Origin of the sequence: Wenyingzhuangia marina (assembly GCF_900130035.1) — a bacterium.
In the GTDB taxonomy this organism is placed as follows: Bacteria; Bacteroidota; Bacteroidia; order Flavobacteriales; family Flavobacteriaceae; genus Wenyingzhuangia; species Wenyingzhuangia marina.
Genome location: NZ_FQXQ01000002.1, coordinates 44,163 through 68,516, shown reverse-complemented (window position 1 = coordinate 68,516; position 24,354 = coordinate 44,163). Strand labels below are relative to the sequence as shown.

At 34.0% G+C, this 24,354-nt stretch carries 11 protein-coding genes; 3 read left to right on the top strand and 8 right to left on the bottom strand.

What is annotated here, in order from left to right:
• Positions 1 to 56: 56 nt before the first annotated feature.
• Positions 57 to 773 (bottom strand): VIT1/CCC1 transporter family protein, encoded by a 717-nt coding sequence (locus BUB70_RS04280; RefSeq protein WP_073118692.1) that lies wholly within the window; start codon positions 771 to 773, stop codon positions 57 to 59.
• 327 nt (positions 774 to 1,100) lie between these two features.
• On the opposite strand from BUB70_RS04280, the gene BUB70_RS14230 reads away from it, so the two are divergent.
• The 3 genes from BUB70_RS14230 (at position 1,101) to BUB70_RS04265 (ending at position 10,406) form a co-directional block, all read left to right on the top strand.
• The gene (locus BUB70_RS14230) at positions 1,101 to 3,845 is read left to right on the top strand and encodes a rhamnogalacturonan lyase family protein (RefSeq protein WP_073118690.1); all 2,745 of its coding nucleotides are present in this window, start codon (positions 1,101 to 1,103) and stop codon (positions 3,843 to 3,845) included.
• A gap of 177 nt (positions 3,846 to 4,022) precedes the next feature.
• Positions 4,023 to 7,157, top strand: a complete 3,135-nt coding sequence (locus BUB70_RS04270) for a rhamnogalacturonan lyase family protein (protein WP_084730175.1) — start codon at positions 4,023 to 4,025, stop codon at positions 7,155 to 7,157.
• Between the two features lie 273 nt (positions 7,158 to 7,430).
• The gene (locus BUB70_RS04265) at positions 7,431 to 10,406 is read left to right on the top strand and encodes a DEAD/DEAH box helicase (protein ID WP_073118686.1); all 2,976 of its coding nucleotides are present in this window, start codon (positions 7,431 to 7,433) and stop codon (positions 10,404 to 10,406) included.
• 74 nt (positions 10,407 to 10,480) lie between these two features.
• Here the strand turns inward: BUB70_RS04265 and BUB70_RS04260 are convergent, their stop codons facing one another.
• The 7 genes from BUB70_RS04260 to BUB70_RS04230 form a co-directional block, all read right to left on the bottom strand.
• Positions 10,481 to 13,384: an FAD-binding and (Fe-S)-binding domain-containing protein gene (locus BUB70_RS04260; RefSeq protein ID WP_073118684.1), complete on the bottom strand. Its 2,904-nt coding sequence runs from the start codon at positions 13,382 to 13,384 to the stop codon at positions 10,481 to 10,483.
• A gap of 149 nt (positions 13,385 to 13,533) precedes the next feature.
• Positions 13,534 to 14,784 carry a cellulase family glycosylhydrolase gene (locus tag BUB70_RS04255; RefSeq protein WP_084730174.1) on the bottom strand — a complete coding sequence of 417 codons (1,251 nt, stop codon included), beginning with the start codon at positions 14,782 to 14,784 and terminating at the stop codon, positions 13,534 to 13,536.
• A 172-nt stretch (positions 14,785 to 14,956) separates the two neighbouring features.
• The gene (locus BUB70_RS04250) at positions 14,957 to 16,657 is read right to left on the bottom strand and encodes an endo-1,4-beta-xylanase (protein WP_073118682.1); all 1,701 of its coding nucleotides are present in this window, start codon (positions 16,655 to 16,657) and stop codon (positions 14,957 to 14,959) included.
• A 39-nt stretch (positions 16,658 to 16,696) separates the two neighbouring features.
• The gene (locus tag BUB70_RS04245) at positions 16,697 to 17,734 is read right to left on the bottom strand and encodes a DUF5627 domain-containing protein (protein ID WP_073118680.1); all 1,038 of its coding nucleotides are present in this window, start codon (positions 17,732 to 17,734) and stop codon (positions 16,697 to 16,699) included.
• A 59-nt stretch (positions 17,735 to 17,793) separates the two neighbouring features.
• Entirely contained in the window at positions 17,794 to 19,530 is a 1,737-nt protein-coding gene (locus BUB70_RS04240; RefSeq protein ID WP_073118678.1) for a RagB/SusD family nutrient uptake outer membrane protein, read from the bottom strand.
• Positions 19,531 to 19,561: 31 nt separating this feature from the next.
• Complete coding sequence (locus tag BUB70_RS04235; protein ID WP_073118676.1) at positions 19,562 to 22,408, bottom strand: SusC/RagA family TonB-linked outer membrane protein; 2,847 nt, start codon at positions 22,406 to 22,408, stop codon at positions 19,562 to 19,564.
• A 44-nt stretch (positions 22,409 to 22,452) separates the two neighbouring features.
• On the bottom strand, positions 22,453 to 24,342 hold the full coding sequence (locus BUB70_RS04230; RefSeq protein ID WP_073118674.1) for a RagB/SusD family nutrient uptake outer membrane protein: 1,890 nt from the start codon (positions 24,340 to 24,342) through the stop codon (positions 22,453 to 22,455).
• Positions 24,343 to 24,354: the final 12 nt, after the last annotated feature.

Below are 24,354 nucleotides of genomic sequence, written 5' to 3'. Positions count from 1 at the left end.
TATGTGACTTATATCACACTTGGTTAGATTTTAAAAAGTTTTATTGATTCTTTTATTTAAACAATATTCACATTAAAAAAGTACCCTACCAAAGCAGTTAATCCCATTGCAATGGTTCCCCAGAAAGTAATTCTGATTACTGCTTTTGCAATACTAGAACCTCCTGTTTTCGCAGCCAACGCTCCTAGAATGATTAGAAAAAACAAAGCAAAACCATATAAAGAATATTCCATGCTTTTTAAAGGAAGAAAAAGAGTCACCAAAAAAGGCAACAAGCCTCCTACGGTAAAGGCCGCTCCAGAGGCAATGGCTGCCTGAATAGGATTGGCTTGACTGATTTCATTAATTCCCAATTCATCTCTAACATGCGCTGCCAAGGCATCTTTTGCTGTCAATTCTTTAGCAACCAACAAAGCGGTTTCTTTTTTTAGTCCCCTATTTTCATAAATATTTGCCAAACGTTGCAACTCCAATTCAGGGGTTTCCCTTAATTCTATTTTTTCTCTTTCAATATCAGCCTTCTCTACATCTGTTTGAGAACTTACAGAAACATATTCTCCTGCAGCCATAGACAAGGCTCCAGCAACCAATCCTGCTAAAGTGGCTAAAATAATAGGCTCTCTAAGTTCCGTTGCGGTTGCCACCCCAATAGCAAGGCTGGCCGTTGATAAAATTCCATCATTGGCTCCCAATACAGCTGCCCTTAACCAATTACTTCTATGGATATAGTGATTGTCTAAATAATCATCTAATTCTTCTGTTTCAACATTCATAGTAAAATTATGGATTAAGTTATCATACCCTTATGAATACATTTTGTATCACTTAAAGGTAAGTTTAAAATAAAGAGGAATATCAACTTTTGTTTTAAAAAAACCTTAGACCTAGCAATTATCATATTTATAGAGAAACACAAATAAAAATAAATTTAATTCAAAGATAGCACAGGATAGTTAATCAATTAACAATAACAATATTTGTGTAACTAGAAATATACAAACAAAGAACAAACTCAATAAATGAAAAAAAACTACTTATTACTCTTAAGTATTAATATACTTATATCACTTAGTCCATTAAATGTGCAGGCTCAAAGAAATATGGAAAAACTAAATCGAGGAGCACATGCAGTAAGAGTCAACACCAACGAAGTCTTGGTATCCTGGAGAATTTTAGGACCTGAATATACTGATGGTGCTACTTATAACTTATACAAATCAGGAACTCTCATCGCTTCTAACTTAACTGTCTCCAATTATATTGATAACACTCCAACAAACAGTACATATGCCATAAGTGCTGTTATCAATGGAACTGAAGGAAATCAATCTGCCTCAACAACTGTTTGGGGAAGCTTTTACAATACTATTCCTTTAAGTCCACCAAAAGGAGGGACTACTCCAGATGGAGTTGCTTACACCTACTCTGCCAATGATGCGAGTGTTGGAGACTTAGACGGAGATGGGGACTATGAGATTGTCTTAAAATGGTCTCCATCAAATTCAAAAGACAATGCACATTCTGGTTATACAGGAAACACCATTTTAGAAGGATTGGAATTTGATGGAGCTAGTCTTTGGAGAATTGATCTAGGAATTAATATAAGATCTGGTGCACATTATACACAATTCATGGTATACGATCTTGATGGAGATGGTAAAGCTGAAATTTCATGTAAAACAGCTGATGGAACCAAAGATGGAAAAAACAATATCATAGGAAGTTCTTCTGCTGATTATAGAAACTCTGGAGGATATGTTCTTTCAGGTCCTGAATTTCTGACCGTTTTTAATGGAGAAACAGGAGTAGAAATGGCCACTGTAGATTACACTCCTGCCAGAGGAAAAGTTTCCGATTGGGGAGATAGTTATGGAAATAGGGTAGATAGATTTTTAGCTTGTATTGCTTATTTAGATGGTATTGAACCTAGTTTGGTAATGTGTAGAGGTTATTACACTAGAACTGCCATTGTTGCTTATGATTATAGAAATGGAGAGTTAATCCAACGTTGGAACTTTGATACTGGTAACGGTTCAAACCCATACAAAGGTCAAGGAAATCATAATTTGGCTGTTGGAGATGTTGACGGAGACGGTAAAGATGAAATTATGTATGGAGCCTGTGCCATTGATGATGATGGTATAGGACTTTATTCTACAGGTTACGGACATGGAGACGCAGGACATTTAACGGATATTGATCCCGATTCACCAGGCTTAGAGTATTATATGCCACACGAAACTGCTAACGGATCTACAAGACCGGGTATGTCTATCAGAAATGCAGGGACAGGTGCAATATTATGGGAAGTACCGGCTTCAGGAGATATTGGACGTGGTGTAGCCATGGATATAGACAATAATCATAGAGGACTTGAAGTTTGGTCTTCTGATGGTAGTGGCCTACATGATAAAAACGGGACTGTTATCTCCACAACACTTCCAGCAAGTACAGGAGGTGGTGTTAGTTTTAATTTCGGTCTTTGGTGGGATGGAGATGTTCAAAGGGAAATCTTAGATAGAACTGTCATAAACAAATGGAATTCTTCAACTCATGGTAGTGATCGATTAGTAACTTTATATAATATCGAAGGAGCAAGTTCTAACAATGGTACCAAAAGCACTCCTACTCTGACTGCTGATATTATAGGAGATTGGAGAGAAGAAATTTTAATGCGTAATGTAGATAGTTCAAAACTAATAATTTTTACCACCAACAAAGTTACTACTCAGAGAATGTATACTTTAATGCACGATCCTGTGTACAGATTAAGTATTGCATGGCAAAACGTAGCCTATAACCAGCCTCCACATTTAGGATTTTATTTTGGAGGAGGGATGGATACTCCTCCCAACCCAAATATTAAAATGAATGGAGAAAAGTCATTATCAGCACAAGCATTTGCCAACAGAAATGCGATTGATATTGATTGGAATGTAGCAGGAATAGAAATACAACAACAAGAGCTGATGAGAAACACTAGCTCGGAGACCGAAGGAAGTATTAGCCTTGCGAATATCACTCCAGGAACAACCACTTATAAAGATAATACTGTTAGTACAGGAATTACTTACTACTATTGGATAAAAATTACAGATATTGATGGAGAAATATCTAATTCTAACATAACAAACACTACCATCTTCCCTAATTCAAGTATTGTTATTCAAGAAAACGAAGCAGGTTTCTGTGGAGTAGATGGAACTATAGATACAAACAATACAGGATATACTGGAACAGGTTTCGCTAATACTTTTAATGCTGCGGGAAACAGTATCCAATGGGCTGTTTCTGTTCCTTCAACCGGAACCTACACTTTAAGATGGATCTATGCAAATGGGGGAACTTCTGATAGAAATGGAAATATCATCATTAATGGAACCAATGTAACTACTGCTTCTTTTCCAACGACTGGTAATTGGAGTACATGGGAGCTAAACAGCAATTCAACTGTTTCTGTAAACTTAAAAGAAGGATTTAATAAAATTCAATTGGTCGCTACCAACAATGATGGTTTAGGAAATATTGATTTATTAGAAGTGGAAGGTGGAACTCCATCTGTGACTGGTTGTGATGGGGAAATGCTAAGTACTCGTAGTTTTGTTGAAACTTCAAAACTATTCATCACTCCAAACCCAATACGATCAGGAGAAACTTTTAAAATCACCCTTCCTAAAAACGCAAAACATATAAGTATTGTGAATATGCAGGGACAAGTAATTTATCAGAAAATACTATATGGTCAAGCAGAATTAGAGCTAAATCATATCTTACCCTCTGGGATTTACATTATTAGAGTTAAGAAGGAAGTTGGAAATGTTCAGGTAAAACTATTTGTGAGATAAAATTGAATTAAAATTTTAAATATATACAACTCCCCTTTGGTACTATTTCTAAAGGGGAGTAAGCCCCATACACTTCTTGTTTATAATGCTTTGTAATTTTAAATTATGAGGTTATCAGTAAATAAAATGTGTGTTTAAGCTAACTAAATATTAATCATTTTTAAAACAAATTTTGTTATGAAAAAACCTTTTCTATTACTATTTGCTATGAGTATGATGCTATGCATGAATTCAATGAATGTTCAAGCCCAGCGTTATATGGAAAAACTTGACAGTGGATTAATCGCCATGCGAACCGGTACTAATTCAGTACTAATAAGTTGGAGAATTCTCGGTGACGAATACGCCCAGAATGCTACTTACAACTTATATCGTGAGTCAACACTAATTGCTTCCAATCTTAGTGTATCAAATTATGTTGATACAACTACTACCGATTATTCATACAGTGTAGCTGCCGTTATTGGAGGAACAGAGCAAGCATTATCTCCTGCCACCACTATTAGAGGATGGGAATCTTTCACCATTCCGGTCAGATCTATTAACGGTAGTTACACTACCCACACAGTAAATGATGCCTCTGTTGGAGATTTAGATGGTGATGGGGAATACGAAATTGTTATTAAAAGACTTGCAAATGATGAAAGTGCAAACTCAATCAATTATCACTTTTTAGAAGCATATGAACTTGATGGTACCTTTATGTGGTCTATTAATATGGGACCTAATTTGATCCACAATCAAGAGGTGAATTTTTTGGTGTATGATTTTGATAACGATGGAAAAGCCGAAATTGCCACTAGAACATCTGATGGTATGATTGACGGTTTAGGAAATAATATTGGAGACAGAGATGGTGATGGACAAATCAACTATCGTTCTACAGCTGCAGCTAATGGTCCTTTTCTTTTCAGAGTCGACGGACCCGATTATATATCAATATTTGATGGTCAAACAGGTGCAGAAATTGCATGGGATTCATATATCGATCTTGCCCCAATACAACAATGGGGATTGCCAGGTATGAATCTTTCTCAACTTGGTCATAGGTCTACTAAATGTATGTGGGCTGTTGCCTATACTGATGGTGTAAACCCTAGTTTTGTGATCAGTAGAGGGATTTATGAACGAATAAAACTGGAAGCATGGAACTTTAGAAACGGAACTTTAACTAAAGAATGGGCCTGGGATAGCAATCCCAATGGTCAAACTACTGCTTATACTGGACAAGGAAACCACAACCTTGCTGCTGGGGATCTTGATGGTGATGGTAGAGATGAGATTACTTATGGTGGTATGGCAGTTAATGAGTATGGTGTTGGGATGTATTCTACTGGTTTTGGTCACGGAGATGCTGCTCATTTAGCAGATATCAATCCTAATATTTCTGGTTTGGAGTTTTTTGGTGCCCAAGAGTATGCTAATGGTTCAACAATTCCGGGATTAGCCATAAGAAATGCCACTAATGGTACTGTACAATGGGCTAGTTATTCCAGTGGTGATATTGGAAGATGTATGGCTGCAGATATAGATCCAAATTACTACGGTATGGAAGTTTGGGGTAGTGATGGTTCTGGTCTTCGTAGCTGTACAGGACAACAAATATCTACTAATATACCAACTGCAACAGGTGGTGGAGCTTCTTATAATTTTGGTATTTGGTGGGATGGCGATGTCCAACGTGAAATACTCGACAAAACGGTCATTGGTAAATGGAATGGATCTGGAACCGATAGAATGGCGACATTATACAATATTGAACCCATTTCTGATAACAATGGAAGTAAATCCAACCCTTGTTTAATGGCTGATATTTTGGGAGATTGGAGAGAAGAAGTCATATATCGACGTACAGATAACACAGGTATGGTTGTCTTTGTGAGCCCTTACAGTACTACTCAAAGAATGTACACATTAATGCACGATCCAAATTACAGATCAGCTATTGCGTGGCAGAATAATACTTATAACCAACCTCCAAATCTTGGATTTTATTTTGGTGGAGGAATGTCTACCCCACCAAATCCTAATATTCAGTTGGTGGAGCCTGTACCAAATGGAATTACTTTACAAGCCTCGGCTGATAATGGTGTCGTTAATCTATCATGGTCACTACAAGGAATATCAGGAATTCAGGAAGTACTAAGAGATACCGATCCTAATCCAGCTGGTAGAGGAAGATTATCATACGTAACGAATGGTACGACTTATTCAGATAATACAGTAACCAATGGAACTACTTATTATTATTGGGTAAAAGTTACTGCCACTGATGGTAACACTTATAATTCTGCAGCAATTGAAGCGACTCCATTAAGTTGCACACCTACTACAATTACTCCTTATTTACAGGTAAATGGTGGTTCATGGCAAGCAGCTAATGATGTCACAATTAATCAAGGTTCATCAGTAAAATTTGGTCCACACCCAACAACTGGAGGATCATGGGCATGGACAGGATGTGGTAGTTCAGGTTCATCAAGGGAATACACGGTAACTCCAACAGGAAACTGTATAGCTACAGCTACTTATACCAATAGTAATGGTTGTGTTTCTACACAAGACTTTAATATTACTGTAAATCAAACAGTAGAAACCATTACCATTCAAGAAAATGAAACAGGTTTCTGTGGCGTAGATGGTACTGTAGATAGTAACAATGCGGGGTACTCTGGCTCAGGTTTTGCCAACACTGCTAATGCTTCTGGTAATGGTATCGATTGGTCTGTAACAGTACCGTCAACGGGAACTTACACCCTAAGATGGCGATATGCAAATGGAGGGAGTACAGATAGAAACGGAAATGTAATGATTAATGGAAATACTGCTACATCAGCTTCATTTCCTAGTACTGGAAACTGGACTACCTGGGCTGAAAACAGCAACTCGATGGTAACAGTTACCTTAGCTGCTGGAGTGAATTCTATTAGATTGGAAGCAACCACTTCTTCAGGTTTAGGAAATATTGACAAGCTAGAAGTAGAAGGAATTACTCCGGTTGCAGCTAATTGTTCTGGAAGTGGCTCTAGAAAGGGAATTCCTTCTGAAATTATGACAGATAGTGAGAGTGAAAATGAATCAAAATTATACATCTCTCCTAACCCAATAAGTACAGGAGAAACCATAAAAGTTACTTTACCAAAAGATGCAAAACAAATAAGTATATATAATACTCATGGGCAGTTGGTCCATAGTATTGCTTTAAGCGGACAGTCTTCTATCAATCTTAATCATGCTTTAAGTCCAGGAATTTATATTGTTACTGTTATAAGCGACGAAGGTAGCGTACAAACTAAATTAATTGTTAAGTAAATAAAACAACCAAAAAATAGATTTTACTTTTATTCTTTTAACTCACAACCAAAAGCCCTTTTGAAACATTTCAAAAGGGCTTTATAATATTTTACATGAACCTTTAGAACTCCCCTACTATTGATTAGCATAATTAGATTTATTACTATCAACTCACTATCAAGCTAATACCAAATTGTTCATAAATTCCTACTAATACCTCTTTCAAACCTCCCAAAACAAGAGTGAAAAAATTATTTTAGCAAGCCTTAAAAAACAACTTTATTTAGGTTTATGGCTAACGAAAAAAACTGGCTTCATTATTATAAAAACAGCTTAACAGATAGTGAAAATCTAGCGATTGACATCAATAGAATTAAAAATTTGTACGAAGAAAAAACCTGTTTTATTGGAAATGGAACCATCAATGCCAAGCATGCTACAGAAATGTTAGATGCTGAAGAACGGAGAATTAATAGACTAAAAGGGATTAGTAAAAAAGACAGTGCTAACTGGCGAGAAATTACGGAAACAGAAATATTAATTGCTCCTTTTTATTTAGAATATTTTTCAGAAAACATCTCACATCAAAATAAAACTATTAGACCATTTTGGATTCCTGCAAAGGTCAATCGTTCTGGACAATTGTCAACTTCAAAAGCATTATTTCCTTTAATCGTTAGAAATTATTTAGCTCCCATTGCAGATGCCCAGAATGATTTCATTTTTTCATCTACAGAGAAAATCATAAATGCCAGAGAAATTGAAGAACCTTTAACTGAAGATGAGGAAATCCCTGTTCCTTGGGATGAATATTGGGTTTATATAAATGAAGTTTTTAAAAATATTACTTATAGAAACATTCAGAATTACAGAACGGAAAATTATCAAACCATTCCAGAAGTAATGTATTTTGCTACCAGTTCTAAAATTGCAACAGCCAAAAGTATTTTGTTCTTGTACGACAATATTTTAGACGAAGTTGAAGAACTTCCTTTGCTTTCTAAAATTATTAGCCCAAATAAAAGAGACAGAAAAAATGCCATTACGGATCAAGGTTTTTTAAGTTATAATCATTTCCATACTGGACAAATGTCCAATCAATTTCCTTTGTCTATTAGTCAACGTAAGACCTTATTGTCTTATTTAACTTCCGAAGAAAACGCTGTTACAGCAGTAAATGGACCTCCTGGAACTGGAAAAACAACTTTATTACAAAGTGTTGTGGCAACTGAATTTGTAAAATCGGCCATTATTGGTGAGGAAGCTCCTGTGATTTTGGCTTGTTCTAGTAATAACCAAGCGGTGACCAATATTATTGATAGTTTTATCAATTCTGAAAGTAGTTTAAAAGAATTATCAGCTCGTTGGATTCCTGATTTTAATGGTTATGCCACCTATTTACCGTCTAACTCTAAAAGTCCAAAATCTTTAGAAAACATCAATTTTTTAAAAGGAAATTTATTTGGACACGAGGGTACTTTGTGTGAGTTAGAAAACAAACAATATGTTTCCGAAGCCGAAACCTATTTTTTTAATCGATTTAAAGACTATTATGAGTTTGAGCCTGAATCTTTAGAAGATACTTGTAATCATTTACAACAAGAAATCACACTAATTGAAGATGAATTGGTGAACGGAACTCGTATTTGTACTGATTACATCAACTCTATTGATCAAATAAATGCAATTTTAATTCACGATAAAGACAAAATTGAAAAAGATAAAATTCACATTCTTAATTTAAAAGAATGGCGTAATCAAATCGACAAACTAAAGAAAGAAGCCAAAAATGCTGATTTTATAGAAAAGGTTAAAAAAATATTTTTTGATGATAAAACCTCTAAAAACCCTAAAGACCACAGCTTTAAAATAGCAACTGACATTCTTGGTGATGAAAATAAAACTTTGGAATTTATCAAAGATGTTTTAGCCAATTTAAACCTAGCCATGCAATCTAACATCAAACTAAATGACTGGAAACAAATAAATAACATCAAGGGCTATCCTTTTGTTTCCGAAGCGCAGATGTGGGATTTTGAATATCAAAAAATGAACACCAACAGCAGAACACATCAGTATTTTTATGATGAGTTAGATATTGGTTTAAGACACAAAGCTTTTTTATTAGCCACTCATTATTGGGAAGCAAGATGGTTAGAAGCCACCAAAGAGGCAATAGAAAACAACACTGAAAAAGGAACTGGAGAAAAAGCCATTAGCGAAAAATGGAAACGAAGAGCCATGCTAACCCCTTGTTTTGTGGCTACTTTTTACATGGCTCCTCCACATTTTATCTACAGTCAGTTTCAAGGAGAAAATGAAGAAGGAAAACCTATTTTTGAATATCTTCCTCTTTTTAACTTTATAGATTTATTAATTGTAGATGAGGCTGGACAAGTTACGCCAGAGGTGAGTATTCCTTTATTTTCTTTGGCAAAAAAAGCCATTGTTGTAGGCGATTTACAACAAATAGAACCTATTTGGTCTATTCCCCAGAAAATTGATCAAGGAAATTTAATCAATCAAAACATAATTGCAAATCCAAACCAAACAGAACTATTAAACGACTTAGGTTTTTTAGCTTCTAATGGAAGTATTATGAAAATGGCTCAAAATGCTTGCGAATTTAAAACATTGCTACCTACAGGAAATCAACCCGGAATGGTTTTGTTAGAACACCGTAGATGTAATGATGAGATTATCAACTTTTGTAACGAATTGGCCTATGGAGGAATTTTAAAACCCATGAAAGGAAGCGCTTCTGAAGATCAAATTTTTCCATCCATGTTGGCTTATCACATTGAAGGAGTAAGCGAACGTAAATATAACAGTCGCTGTAATTTAAACGAAGTCAATGCTATTATTAAATGGTTAAGACAAAACGAAGAGACCATTCAAGAAGCTTATGAAGTAAATTCTATAGAAAAAGTTTTGGGGATCATTACACCTTTTGCGAGTCAGAAAAACGAATTATCTAAAGCCTTGATTGAGGCTGGTTACAATATCAATGACATCAAACTAGGAACAGTTCATGCACTACAGGGTGCCGAAAGAGATATTGTATTGTTTAGCTCTGTATATAGTAATTTGGATGAAGGAACCTTGTTTTTTGACAAAGATGACAAACCAAACATGTTAAATGTAGCCGTTTCTAGAGCCAAGGATAGTTTTATTTTGTTTGGAGACACTCGTGTGTTTGATGAAACCAAACAAACACCTTCTGGAATCTTAAAAAAACATTTGAATGTTTTAGAAATGGTGACTTAATTATTGATATAAATTATTACTAGATGTTGAGCAGCCTATGCTGAGTTTCTCGAACACCTTAATCTATAAAATATTTAAGCCAACGCTTGTCTTAACACCGTTACTGCATGAAGACTCTCTCTTTGAGTTCCATCTTTAATTTGATGTCTACAGCTAGTTCCTGAAGCTATTATAAGTGTATCATTGGCTAGGTTTCTTACTTTAGGAAACAAAGTATCTTCTCCCATTTGCATACTCACTTCGTAGTGTTCTTGCTCATACCCAAAAGATCCTGCCATACCACAACACCCCGTATTTAAAAGGGTCACCTTGTAATTAGGAACAATATTTAACATATCAAAAGTATGTTTGCTATTACTCAACGATTTTTGGTGACAATGTACATGAATTTTTAGCTCTTTATTTTCCTGAGTAAAAACATTTGATTGAATATTACCAAGTGCTATTTCTTTGCTAATAAACTCTTCAATGGTAAAAGTATTTACAGCTATTTGCTGAGCTTTTTCCTTGTCATTACTCAATCTTAAATATTCATCTCTAAAGCTTAAAATAGCAGAAGGCTCCACTCCTATCAATGCATTTTCCGGATTGATAACCTGACTAAAAACCTCTATATTGATATTGGCAACTTCTTTGGCTTCTTTTAAAAAACCTTTAGAAATTAAAGCTCTTCCACTTTGTTCGTGCTCCAAAAACACCACTTGGTAATTTAGTTGATGTAGCAGTTCTATGGTATCAATTCCTATTTGTACATCATAAAAATTAGTAAACTCATCATTAAAAAAATAAACATTTTTAATAGGATTTTCTAACTGTAACTTTTCTTGATTATTTCTAATCCATTGAGTTAAAGTAAAACGCTTTAAACTAGGCAAAGTTCTTTTAGTGCTAATTCCTAATATTTTCTTAGCCAATAATGTATTATTAAACATATTAATCAACCCACTAAAAACAACTAATTGCTCGTTGATGTTGTTTATTTTGGCAAACAATTTACTCCTAAAAGAATACCCATTAACTTCTTGATACTGATATAAAAACTCTGCTTTTAAAATTGAAACATCAACATTACTAGGACACTCACTAGCACAGGCTTTACAACTGATACACAAATCAAAAACCTTTTTTAATGTCTTGTCATCAAATTTATTTTTGGCATTGTTATTTGTCAACACCTCGCGTAAAGCATTGGCTCTGGCTCTGGTGGTATCTTTTTCATTTTTAGTGGCTCGGTAACTAGGACACATAGTACCACCTGCTGCGACCGATTTTCTACAATCTCCCGAACCATTACATTGTTCGGCCAAGCGCAAAATTCCTTGATTTTCTGTAAAATCCATCAAGGTATTTATTTCTGGTTCCATTCTATCTACCTCATAACGCAAGGCTTTATCCATGGGAAATGGGTTGATGATTTTTCCTTTGTTAAAAATATAATTGGGATCAAAAGTTTCTTTTAATTGTTTGAGGATGGCAAAGTTCTTTTCACCAATCATCATTGGAATAAATTCAGCCCTAACAATTCCATCTCCGTGTTCTCCACTTAAAGAACCTTTATATTGTTTTACCAATTGCGCTACTCTTGTAGTGATGGTTCTGAATAAGTTTACATCATGAGTTTGTTTTAAATTAAGAATGGGACGTAAATGAATTTCTCCTGCCCCAGCATGTGCATAATACACGGCTTGCTGATTAAATTCTTTCATCATTTTAGAAAAATCAGCAATAAAATTTGGCAAATCTGATAAACTCACAGCCGTATCTTCTATGCAAGCTACAGCTTTTTTATCCCCAATTAAATTTCCCAAAGCTCCTAAACCTGCTTTTCTTAAATCGTGAATTCCATTTATTTTTACTCCTGTAACTTTTGGATGTGCATATCCAAATCCATGACTTTCTAAATCAGTAATCAAAGCGTCTGCTTGTTGTTGAGCATCTTCAATGGTGTCAGCAGCTACTTCTAACATTAAAACAGCTGCAGGATCACCTTCTAAAAAAGTTCTATTTTCTTGTTGTGAACGGATAGATTTGGTACAATCTAAGATAATTTTATCCATCAACTCACAATTGTAAAGTTGATGTTTCATGGCCACAACCACAGACTCCATACATTCTTGAACAGAATGAAAATGTGAAGCCACCATTACATTTTGTTTTGGCGGTACATCATCTAATTGCAAAGTAATTTCTGTAGTAAACGCCAAAGTACCTTCGCTACCACACAATACTTTTGCTAGGTTAATTGTTTTTTCAGTTCCTCCAAACAATTCAAACTTCAACAATTCATCAATGGCATATCCTGTATTTCTTCTATGGATATCTGCATTTGGAAATTCTTTAATGATTTCTTGTTTAACCTCTGTTTTTGAAAAAGTATTGAATATCATTTTATAGATATTTCCTTCCACTGAATTTAAGTTTGTTTTTTGCTTAAAAACATCGGTAGATACGGCTTCAAAAACCACTTCATCTCCATCACTTAAAATTGTTTGTAAACGAACAACTTTATCACGAGTCACACCATAACGAATGGAAGTAGTTCCAGAACTATTGTTACCAACCATTCCTCCTATCATGCATCTATTGGCTGTAGATGTATTAGGACCAAAAAACAAACCATCAGCTTGTACATAACGATTTAAATCATCACGAATCACTCCGGGCTGAACCGTTATTTGCTTCTGTTCTTTATCATAATCTAAGATTTGAGTAAAATGTTTAGATACATCTACTACCAAACCATCTCCCACACATTGACCGGCCAAAGAAGTTCCGGCTGTTCGTGGAATTAAACTTATTTGATGTTGATTGGCATATGTAACCAGTCTTTTTATATCACTTTTAGATTTTGGGTAAGCAACTCCTATTGGGATTTTCCTGTAAACCGAAGCATCTGTAGCATAAATATTTTTATGAAGTTTGTCTGTTAAAAGACTTCCTTCTAATTGCTTATTTAATTTCTTAAGTGATTTTACCATATGATCAAAAATAAATAAATGGAATGATATTTTTCTATATAATTACTAGATAAAATAAGTCTTAAGATCATTTATAAGTATAAAAAAACACCTAAGAAGACTAATTCTTAGGTGTTTTTTTATTTGTTATTATTTCTTTCTACTATTTATCACTCACAGCTTTTAAAATCTTTAGCATATTCTTTAAACCAATTATGAACTGGAAAAGCACATGCTTCTGGATTAGCATCATATGCAATTCCACCATCCAATGCTCCCTTATCAATTAAATTTTCGGGAGCTAATAAATTCCAGCTTACATTACCTGATTCATCTACAATTGCTTTAAAATTAGCTCCAAATCCCCAACCATTAGCAACACCAGTAACACCTCCTTTACCCCAAACATCATATTGTTCTGGAGCCCAATCAATTTCCGTAATAGCAATAGGTGCAAAATCTGCTACCGGTTTAATATTAGCATTCCAATTGGCTTTAAAGATTTCAGGATTGTTATTATCTTGTCCCCAATATCCAGGATATATATGAACAGCATACCCTATATTATCATCTTCAATTTTGTTATTTGCATATCCTTTGTATTGTGATTGATATCCAGAACCTGGAATCCAAAGAATATTATTTGCTCCATTATCTCTAATAATATCTACCACAGATTGAAATATTTTTTTTAATTCATCAAAATGAGCTTGTGTATTAGCTCCTTCACTTCCATCAGGAAGTTTTATACGTATGGGTTCATTTGCCAATTCAAACATCAAATTGTCTCTATTTTTTAAATCAGGATGGTCTGATATATATCCCCAAATAGTTTTTAAGTACTCATGATAGGGTCCATTTACCCCTATAACATGTGGACATACACCAGGAGGTCTCAAAATCACATACATTCCTCTTGATTTAGCATGTTTTATTAAAGGAACAATCACATCATCAATAGATTTCTTAAATCTTTCAAAATTAAATTCTGAAATATCATTTTCAGATATTCCACTTACTCCAATATTATTAGTCCAATAAGGATCTATATGGAGTCTTATATAATTTAAATACCATCCTTCGTCGGTATTCGTAAGTTTATTCATTACTCCTTTATTGTAACTTAAACAACCTTCAACATCATAATTATTCCATCTCCACTCTCCTACAGCTCCTCCATTAAACCAAGGACTTGGTGTTAAAGCAACTCCATGGAGTAATACTTCATTATCACATGGATCTTTTAAAACACGACCATCTACATGTAATAATGGGGTCGCTATGGGTCTATCAGTAGGTTCTTGATCCACTTCTTCTTGTTTCTTGTCTGGACTTTCTAAAACAACTGTTGTAATATCATCTTTCGCACAACTTATTGCTGTAAACAAAATAGACATCGTTAATAACTTTATTAATTTCATTATCAATATTTTTATTTTACTCAAAAAATTAATTTCATAAAGAAAATCTGTTATTAGATACTAGAATACATTACGAACAAACTTTGTACGATAACAATTCTTAAGCACTAATAACAGATAAATTTACTATTAAAAAAAACTAATTTACTATTAAATAATTTTACTTCTATGATTACAAACCACTAAGACCTTTTGCAAAACCTGTATAAGCAGGCTTACGACTGTAATCTAAATCCCAAAGTCCAATTGGTTCACCTCGTCTCCAGAATGAATCCTCTGGACTATCTGTCATAGCCCATTGTGTTATACCGTAACGTTGATCTACTGGTACAATTTCAAAATAAGCTTTTACAATTTGCTCATAAAAGTCTGACATCTGCTGTAATTGATCTGCAGTAACATACTCTGTTTTTATTATAGATCCACCTACCTTAATCCCCATATCAAGTTCGGAAATTTTCACAAGCTTACCAGTTGCTGCTAATTTCGTTAACATATCTCTGATGTTTTCGATGGTAGTTTCACCTAAAGTTACATGCATCTGAGTACCAATTCCGTCAACCACTTGTCCTTTACTTTCAATGTATTCTACATACTGGATAAGGCCATCACATTTATCGCCTCCTCCTTCAAGACCATAATCGTTGATAAAAAGGATATCATCTGGATTTCCATATTGTCTTGTTAACCTAAATGCTTCTACGGCATAATCTTTTCCTAAATAATCTTGCCAATAAAACTCATCAGAAGCCATATCGGTCTTACCTACTCCTGATTTTAACTCAAATTGATTTGGCCAATCTGACATAGGCTCATTTACCACATCCCAAGCTTTTACATAGGGAGCACAGTTTGTAACCATTTCTGAAATCCAATTATCTAAGGCTTCTCCTACAATTTCCTTTTTCTGTTCAGGTGTTTTTTCTTCTGTTTGAACACTTCCTGTAGCACTATACTTTGTTAAGGTTATATTGTCAAAATAAAAATTAGTAGCTGTTTTTCCTAAGTTAAAAGCGATAGCTCCACAATTTTCTGTACTTGTTGAAATGGTAATTTCTTTAGTATAGGTAGTCCATGTAGTTGTTGAAGGCAAAGCCCCAAAGAAATCCCAATGCTTGTATGCTCCTGGACTAATTTGTGCTTGTGTGGGATAGCTTGCATCAACATCTGAACGTATGTCCATTGTAAGTGTATATCTCTCCCCTAATTTTACTACTGGAGAAAATACTATATACAACTGTGCTTCCCAATCATTCGCACGAACTGCTGCATTAGTCAATTTAAGAGCTCTTCCTGTTCCATTTGCTCCTTCTCCTACTGCAGTAAAACTAAGGTCTACATTTGAATTTACTGAATAGTTAGAATTGTCATCAGTTTCAAAATCAGCCTTTGTTATTAATTCCCAACCTGGACCTGTTGCCGATAGTGTATCTGGAGCAATTATTCTATTTAAATAAGTTGCATTTTGATTGGCATGCCAACAAAGGGTATGACCAAAAACAGATATTTCTGCTGCTGATGCTTTCGCTATAAATTCATTGACATTATCTAAATCTAAACTCCCGTCTGATTGGACAATCGCACCATGTTTCATTCCATATCCTGCCGACATTTCATCAAAATTTCTATTAAGCAATCTGTACATCACATTTTGACTAATATAGTCTGACATACCGATTCCTGCACCTAATTTAAAATTTGGATCTGTTTCTCTGTTTATGTAAGACTTTAAATCTTGATAAGAATTTATCTCTTCCATTTTAGCAATAGCTTCCGATTTTTCTACTTGAAAGTCTAAAGAATCTACTTCTTGACAAGAAGATAATAATGCTATAGTACTTGCTAAAAGTGATATTTTATATATATTTTTCATAATTATTTTAAATTTTATGTAATATCATTTTACTTAAAACTACTGGCTTACAGGGGTAAATGTTTCAAAAGAAACAGCTCTATCTCTCATTACCAAAGTGTCTTTAGAAGTTATGTGTATGTTTGCTAAATCTATTTCATAATCTAAGTAAAGAGCATCTCTATCTTTGTCTCCCCAACTATTTTTTTCTCCATCTTTAATAAACTTACCCGTACCAGATACTGTATATGTGTTAGACTCTGTTGATATAGTACAATTTCCATTGTCATCAAAAGTTGCTACCAAATCACAATAAATATTAGCATCATTATTCGTTTTATCTTTAAATACTAATTGAAAAACTGATTTGTTTAAGGCTTTGGTGTTTACTTTAAAAACTTCGTCATATTCAACATATTCTTTATGTCTAATAATTTCTTCATCTAAAGCAGTATTTCCGTTTTTACCTACAATGACATCGTTTCCTCTTCGTAAATAATTACCATGCCATTTGTTTATATATTTTATAGCATAAAAAACAAAATCTTTAGGAGCTTTACTCCATTCTGAATCTAAACCTCTTTTTGCCCCTGGAAATAAAGGTTCACCAGATAAAATAGTATCTGCATTCATTACATTATTCATCTGAACCGGGATCACATAATTGTTTTTAATAGCCAATGGATCTGCAAAGAAATCATCTGTTAACTGTACATCAATTGCTCCTATTAACTCTCCTTTTGGAATTTTTATCTTATTTGTTAATAAATTATAATAATTGCTCGGCATTGCAGTTATTTGATCACCTCCTTCATTAAAAAGTAACCCTGTAGTTAATGCATCTGCAACAGAGAAATCAATAGATACGTCTTTGTCATTTTCATATACTCCTGCTAATGTTGCATATATTTTACATTTATACTCATTGTCTAATGATGTATCAAAAACATCTTCTCCCAACGTTATGGTTCTTACAGGATATTGATATGCAAAGTACACAGATTGATACTCAAAATCATCAAATTCCCAATCTTGATTTTGACATGCTGTCAAAGAAACTAGTAAGATTGTGAACATTAAAAATATCTTATTTTTCATTTTTTGTAATTTTAGATTTAAATATTATAATCATCTATGGAATGGTCAGTTTTTATAGCCTACCATCCCTTATTTTGCTCTAAAGCATCAAACTTTATAATTTCGCTATATGGTATTGGGCCATATTTCATATAATTATCATAAAGTCTATTTTCAACATTGATAAACTGATAAGCTCCTCCTTGAATACTAACTCCTTTGGCTGTTTCTTTTAAATCTTTATTCCATCTTCTTAAATCCCAAAAACGGAATCCTTCGAAACAAAGTTCTAATCTACGTTCATTTCTTATTAACTCACGCATAGCAACTTGATCTGCTTTAATTGATTCTAAATACATATCTGGCTGAGTAATCCCTGCACGTTCTCTAATAGCAGCAATCACATCATAGGCAGAAAAAGTAGCACTTCCTCCTGTTGCCATTGGCCCCCAAGCTTCATTTGCAGCCTCTGCATATATAAGATATAACTCAGTATATCTCATACGTGGTTTATAATGCTTTTGCTGGTTTTGAGTTGTTGGATTTGTATTTACATCTTGTCTTAGCAACTTTTTTAAATAATATCCTGTACGAGTAGAAGTTTCTACTTTATTTAAGGCATCATTTGTTGTACCATCAGCAGCAGTGTTAATTACTGTACTATTTACTCCCGCTACATCTCCATTTACAAGTATATATAACTTTAAACGAGGATCACGATTTGTATATGGGTTTAAAGGATCATAATTACTATTTGCATCAGAAATAGGATACCCATTAGCCATTGGGAAGGCATCTACTATATTTTGAGTAGGATTGATACGTCCACTACCATATACTGTTGGTGGGAAATTATCTAACTCTAATGAATTACTATCGGCTACATCTGTTCTCCAAACAATTTCAGCAGGATTTACTCCAGTTCCTAATGTGTTTATTTCACTATTTTTATACCATGTTAATCCTAATGGATCTATACCACCTACACCATTATTAATGGTTAATAAATCGCCTGCATAATTAGCTGCATCAGCCCATGTGGTAGTGTTCCCATTACTAAAAGCAGGACTTGCTGCTAACAAGGCTGCCTGTGCTTTGATAAACTTAACAATTCTCCCAGAAACTCTTTGTCTAGCAAAATCACCAAAAACTCTGTTATAATCATCTAAGTTATTATAGCCTGATGGCAATGTTGTTGCTTCTTCAAAGTCTAAAGGTAGAAGTTGCTCAGCATTTGAAATATCGCTGTATAATTGTTGCATACAAGCTTCAAATGTGTTTCTAGGCTTATTAAAATCCGAATTCTGGTCTTCTGGATCTAAAACTATTGAAACTCCTAGTAATTCACCATTATTAGATTCTCCTCCATGTGCTTGTAATAAATAATACATGTAAAGAGCTCTTAATCCATAAGCTTCCCCTTTCAAACGCTTTCTAAACAATTCGCTAACATTTTCATCTTTAGCCCATAAAACTTTGTCTACTTCAGCAAGGAAAATATTTAAATATTGAATAGCTGCTTTTGAATTTCTCCACTGATCAAATGGATTAAGGTTTGAAGTCCATTGACCTGTTGCTATTTTTAAATAATTGTTGTTAACATCGTTTGTAACTGCATCGTCCGTAGCTACGTCATTAAATGTCCATGAGCTATTAGGAAGTCTTGTATAAGCGTTTAGAAGAATACCTTGTGCATACTCTGCTTCACCATACATATCGTCTAGTCCTCTATTGTTTTCAACTGCTGGATCAATAAGATCATCACAACTTGTCATCAAAAAGACAATAGATAAAAAAATTAATAATATTTTATTCATATCATTTAGTTATTTAATGATTGTTAAAAATTTAAAATAAAGCCTTGATTCCTAAATTATAAAATCTAGTCTGTGGAGAGCTTCCTACATTTAATTCCATTGTCTCACGTTCTGGAGATATGGTTAATAGATTAGCACCACTCATGTAAATCCCTAGTTCTTTTACAAATGTTTTCTTTAAGATACTTGTTGGAAAATCATAAGTAACTTGAACCTTAGAAAGGTTTATTCTATTAGTACTATACATCCAAAAATCTGAAGATCTAAAATTATTATCTCCATTTAAGGTTGTTAGTCTAGGATATGTAGCTGTTTCTTTTGTTTCCTCTGTCCAACTATCTCTTACTATTACTGAATATTTATCATCTCCATCTATCCAAAAATAAGAGCTATTCTTCATGGCATTTGCTCCAAACTGACCTGTTGCTAAAGCAAAGAAAGTTAAGTCTTTCCATTTTGTAGTTAAATTAACTCCAAATGTAAGTGGTGCACCACTCCATCCTCCTTTACCAAGATAAACTTGATCTTGATTATCAATAACACCATCATTATTCTGGTCTTTGTATTTGATATCTCCAGGAAACACTTCTCCAAAAGTCTGAGAAGGAGAACTAGCAATGTCATTTGCATCCATAAAGAAACCATCGCTCTTTAATCCCCAAATTCCATCTAATGGTTTTCCTTGTCTATATTGATATTCATTCTCAAATGACTCTGCACGTTTAGAAGCTTCAGTATCATAGTACATAGCCGTAAGTCCTAATGACCAATCAACTTCTGCTATTTTTTTATTAAACTTTAAGTTAAATTCAGCACCAATACGCTTATCATCATTATAATTGATATTAGGTATAAAAGATGAATTTGGCCATCCTGTTGTAAAATAACTTGGATATAATACTGTTGCTTGAGTTACATTACCTGTCATTTTATTTGCGAAAAATGATCCATTAAAGTTGATGAAATTCTTAAAGAAAGATGCTTCTAGTCCTACATTAAATTCTTCACGTTTAGCAAATGTAAGATCCAAGTTTTCACCTCTTCTTGAATCAGTTGATCTGTTTAAAGATCCATCTCTCCAGCTGAACCAAGCACCATCAGTCTGAGTATAAATACTTTCATACAAATAATAATCAGAAATATCTAAATCAGTATTTAAAATACCCGCAGATACTGATAATTTTAAATTATCAATAATATCTGAATCTTTTAAGAAGTTCTCTTCACTTAATCTCCATCCTACTGAAACTGTTGGAGAAAATGCATTTCTATTTCCTTCAGCAAGTTTAGCAGAATGTACAATAGCACCATTAAAGTCTGCATAATATTTACTTTTATAATTATATCCTAAGTGTAAACCTAAATTACCATTACTCACTTTATGATATACCTCTGCTCTGGATTGTTGAAATGCAGATGCAATTAAAGAGGCTGATATGTTATTCCCCTCAAAACTCTTGATATAATCAAACTGTCCCGAAAAAGAGATTGTTTGACCATAAGTACTATTACTTATGTTTTGTGTTCCAGAAGTAGCATCTTGACCATACTTTGTTAAGCTAGAGATTTGATCAAAACCTGCATAATTATTCCATTTTGGTTCGTATGTTGCATAATTATTATTGTAAGCCTGGTTATATGAAGACTCATAATCAACCCCAAACATAGTACGGAAAGATAAACCTTCGAGTAAATCATTTAAGTCTGCATTAATAGCAGTATTAAATTGAAATTGACGACTTGTATAATCATTACTTCCTCCAGCATAAATACCTGCAAATGGATTTGTTTGATCAAGTTGAGTTCCACCCAATAAATATTTCCCGTCGATAATATTAGTACTATTTTGTACTTGATTTAATGAATTAACATCTCCACTTTCTATCATACTTATGGGTATTAATGGAGCAAATCTATTAGGTCTTAACGTAGCAGCTCCTCCCCAATAATTTGCATTCACACCTGTTCCATTATAATAAATAGCATTGGCTCCTATGGTTGCAGATATTTTATTTGTAATATCAATATCAACATTTCCTCTAACATTAAAACGTTGGGTCCTATTATTTTTTGCTTCTCCAAAATCTATAAAATCTCCTGCGGTCATAAAACTCACATTAGTATAATATCTAGCAATATCGTTACCTCCAGAAATTTGTAAGTTTGCATCTTGTTGTGTAGAAATATCCCTCAAGTAATCAGAAGAATAGTAATCTACATTTGGATATCTATAAGGATTGTTTCCTGAAGCATGATTATAAATCGTTTCATAGTCATACAATTCACCTAATCCATCATTTTGTCTTGCCTGATTATAATAGTTCATATATTCTGCTGAACCTAAATATTGAGGAGTACTTTTTATAGTATTTACCCCTGTATTAACCCTTACATCAATCTGTTGTTTTTGATTTTTTCCTTTTTTGGTGGTAATATAAATAACTCCTTTGGCTGCACGACTACCGTAAAGTGCTACAGCAGAAACTCCTTTAAGTACACTAATTTGTTCAATTTCTATGGCTTGAACACTAGTTGCACTTCTTGGTATACCATCTACCAGTACAAGAGCTCCACCATTCCCCCATATACTTCCATTAAAACCTCCTATATAGGTTTGTAAACCATCTAAACTATATGTTGTATAGTTTTTATTCATAATTTCTGGCAAGTTCACAAATGAAACACCTCCTAAAAGGTCTTTTTCTTGAACTTTCCTAAATGCTATTTGTACTGATTGATTCTTTTCTACTTCTAATGAAGTACCATTATTTATTTGAGCCGCTAAACTATCTATCTTATTTTCTTGCGCTATTAATTTAAATGGGAAAGAAGCAATAACTACAAAACACAATACTAATTTTAGTTGTATATATCTCATTATTCTCTAATTTGTATTATCATTTTTATTATTGTCTATGTAAACTACCAACCTGGATTTTGTGGAAACTCTAAATACATGTTTACATCAGCATTTTTTAAAGGTAACCAGTAGTGTTTCTCCGTAAACTTACGTTCTAAAATAACTTCTTCACGAATATTAACGACCTTATTATTTGTTGGATCACTTGTATCAAAAGCACCTGTACGATCAAATTCAATTGACTTCTTAAGTGTATAAGGACTTTCTATTAATAACAACCAACGACGAAGATCATTAAATCTGTGTTTTTCAAAAGCCAATTCTACCGCTCGTTCACGTCTTACTTCTCCCATAAAATCATCTAAAGACCCTAAAAACTGACCATCTACATGTCCTACTCCCGCTCTGTCTCTAACTATATTAATAGCATCTACAGCTGTTTTACTATATGTTGTTGCTTTACCTGATGCAGAACCATAAGCTTGAGCCGCAGCTTCTGCATACATAATATAAACATCAGATAATCTCATCCACGGTAAGTGTATATTTAAATTTGAACCCCAAGCATGTCCTTGATCATACCTGTTAGCTGTAATAGGAATAAATTTATACAGTAAATATCCTGTACGACTACCAGTACTTATACCTCTATAGCTACCACCAGTAAATAAATTGGCATAACGATTTTGAACAACATCAGCCGGCATAGAACCCTGTACCGTTTTTACTCCATCAAATACGATATCGTTATAAAATCTTGGATCACGTCCTCTCCAAGGATATTCAGGATCGTATCCTGATACCGGATCTGGTTGCGTAATATCATTAATTGGCAATCCATTTGCCATACCATAATAATCAACATAATTGGCTGTTGGTAAGAATTTAACATCTCCATCTTCTATTACAGGGGCTGGTTGATATTGCTTTGCTGTCCCATAAGTTGAACCATGAGCCCCCCAATATGGTCCTCTAAAAATAGCTTCAGTCCCCCCTGGCATTTGCCAGTTTTGTCCTGTAGTATAAAAATTGTCACTATACTCTGAAAAAGGTAATAATGAATATGGAGCTTGTCCTCCCTCAGTTAGCGTTAACAATTCTCCAAAAGCCTCTGCTGCTCTTCTACAAAAATCTGCATTATAACTACTATTTCCTGTAGATTCTTTATTCATTAAAGGACTTCCTGCCCATAAATAATTCTTTCCTAAATATCCTAAGGCCATGATTTTATTAATACGCAAATCATTTTTACCTAAAGTTCTTTTTCCTGCAGTTGAATTATCCCAATGTGTCGGTAACAAATCAGCAGCTGCTCTAAAATCTGCCCCTGCTTTTTCAGCACATTCTTGATAACTTAGTCTAGGGTAGCTTAACACTTCATCTCCAGGTGGAACCATATCAATATATGGCAATCCTCCAAAATATTGAATAAACTGGAAATGGAACCAAGCTCTAAAGAATAATAATTGTCCTTTAATTAAATCTTTCTCTTCTTGGGTAGCATCTACTAATTTATCTAGATTTTCTAAGCCCATATTGGCCTTACGGATACCATACCATCCATTCTTCCATAAATCTTTAGACATCCTATCATCGTTTCTAGAAGCATTGGATTTATTCATCCAACCAGCTCCCCATCCATCATGTTCAGACTGCCATCCCCAAAAATTTCCGTTGTCTATTTTTACACCAAAGTGAAAATCACGAGCTGTTGATTGAATCTCATCTTCACCCCAGTTCCAAGAATTCGTCCAATATCTATTGGTGAAATCTGGTATACAATGATACAACTCTTCCGTAAAACCTTGAAAATTAGTAAAGTTTTTAAAAGCCTCTTCTTTTGATATCGCATCATCCTCAGCTACGTTCAAATAATCTTCACATGCAGCTCCTGAAAGAAACATACACGCTAAGAGACTATATTTAAATATTGATTTTATATATTTTTTCATATTATTTAGTGC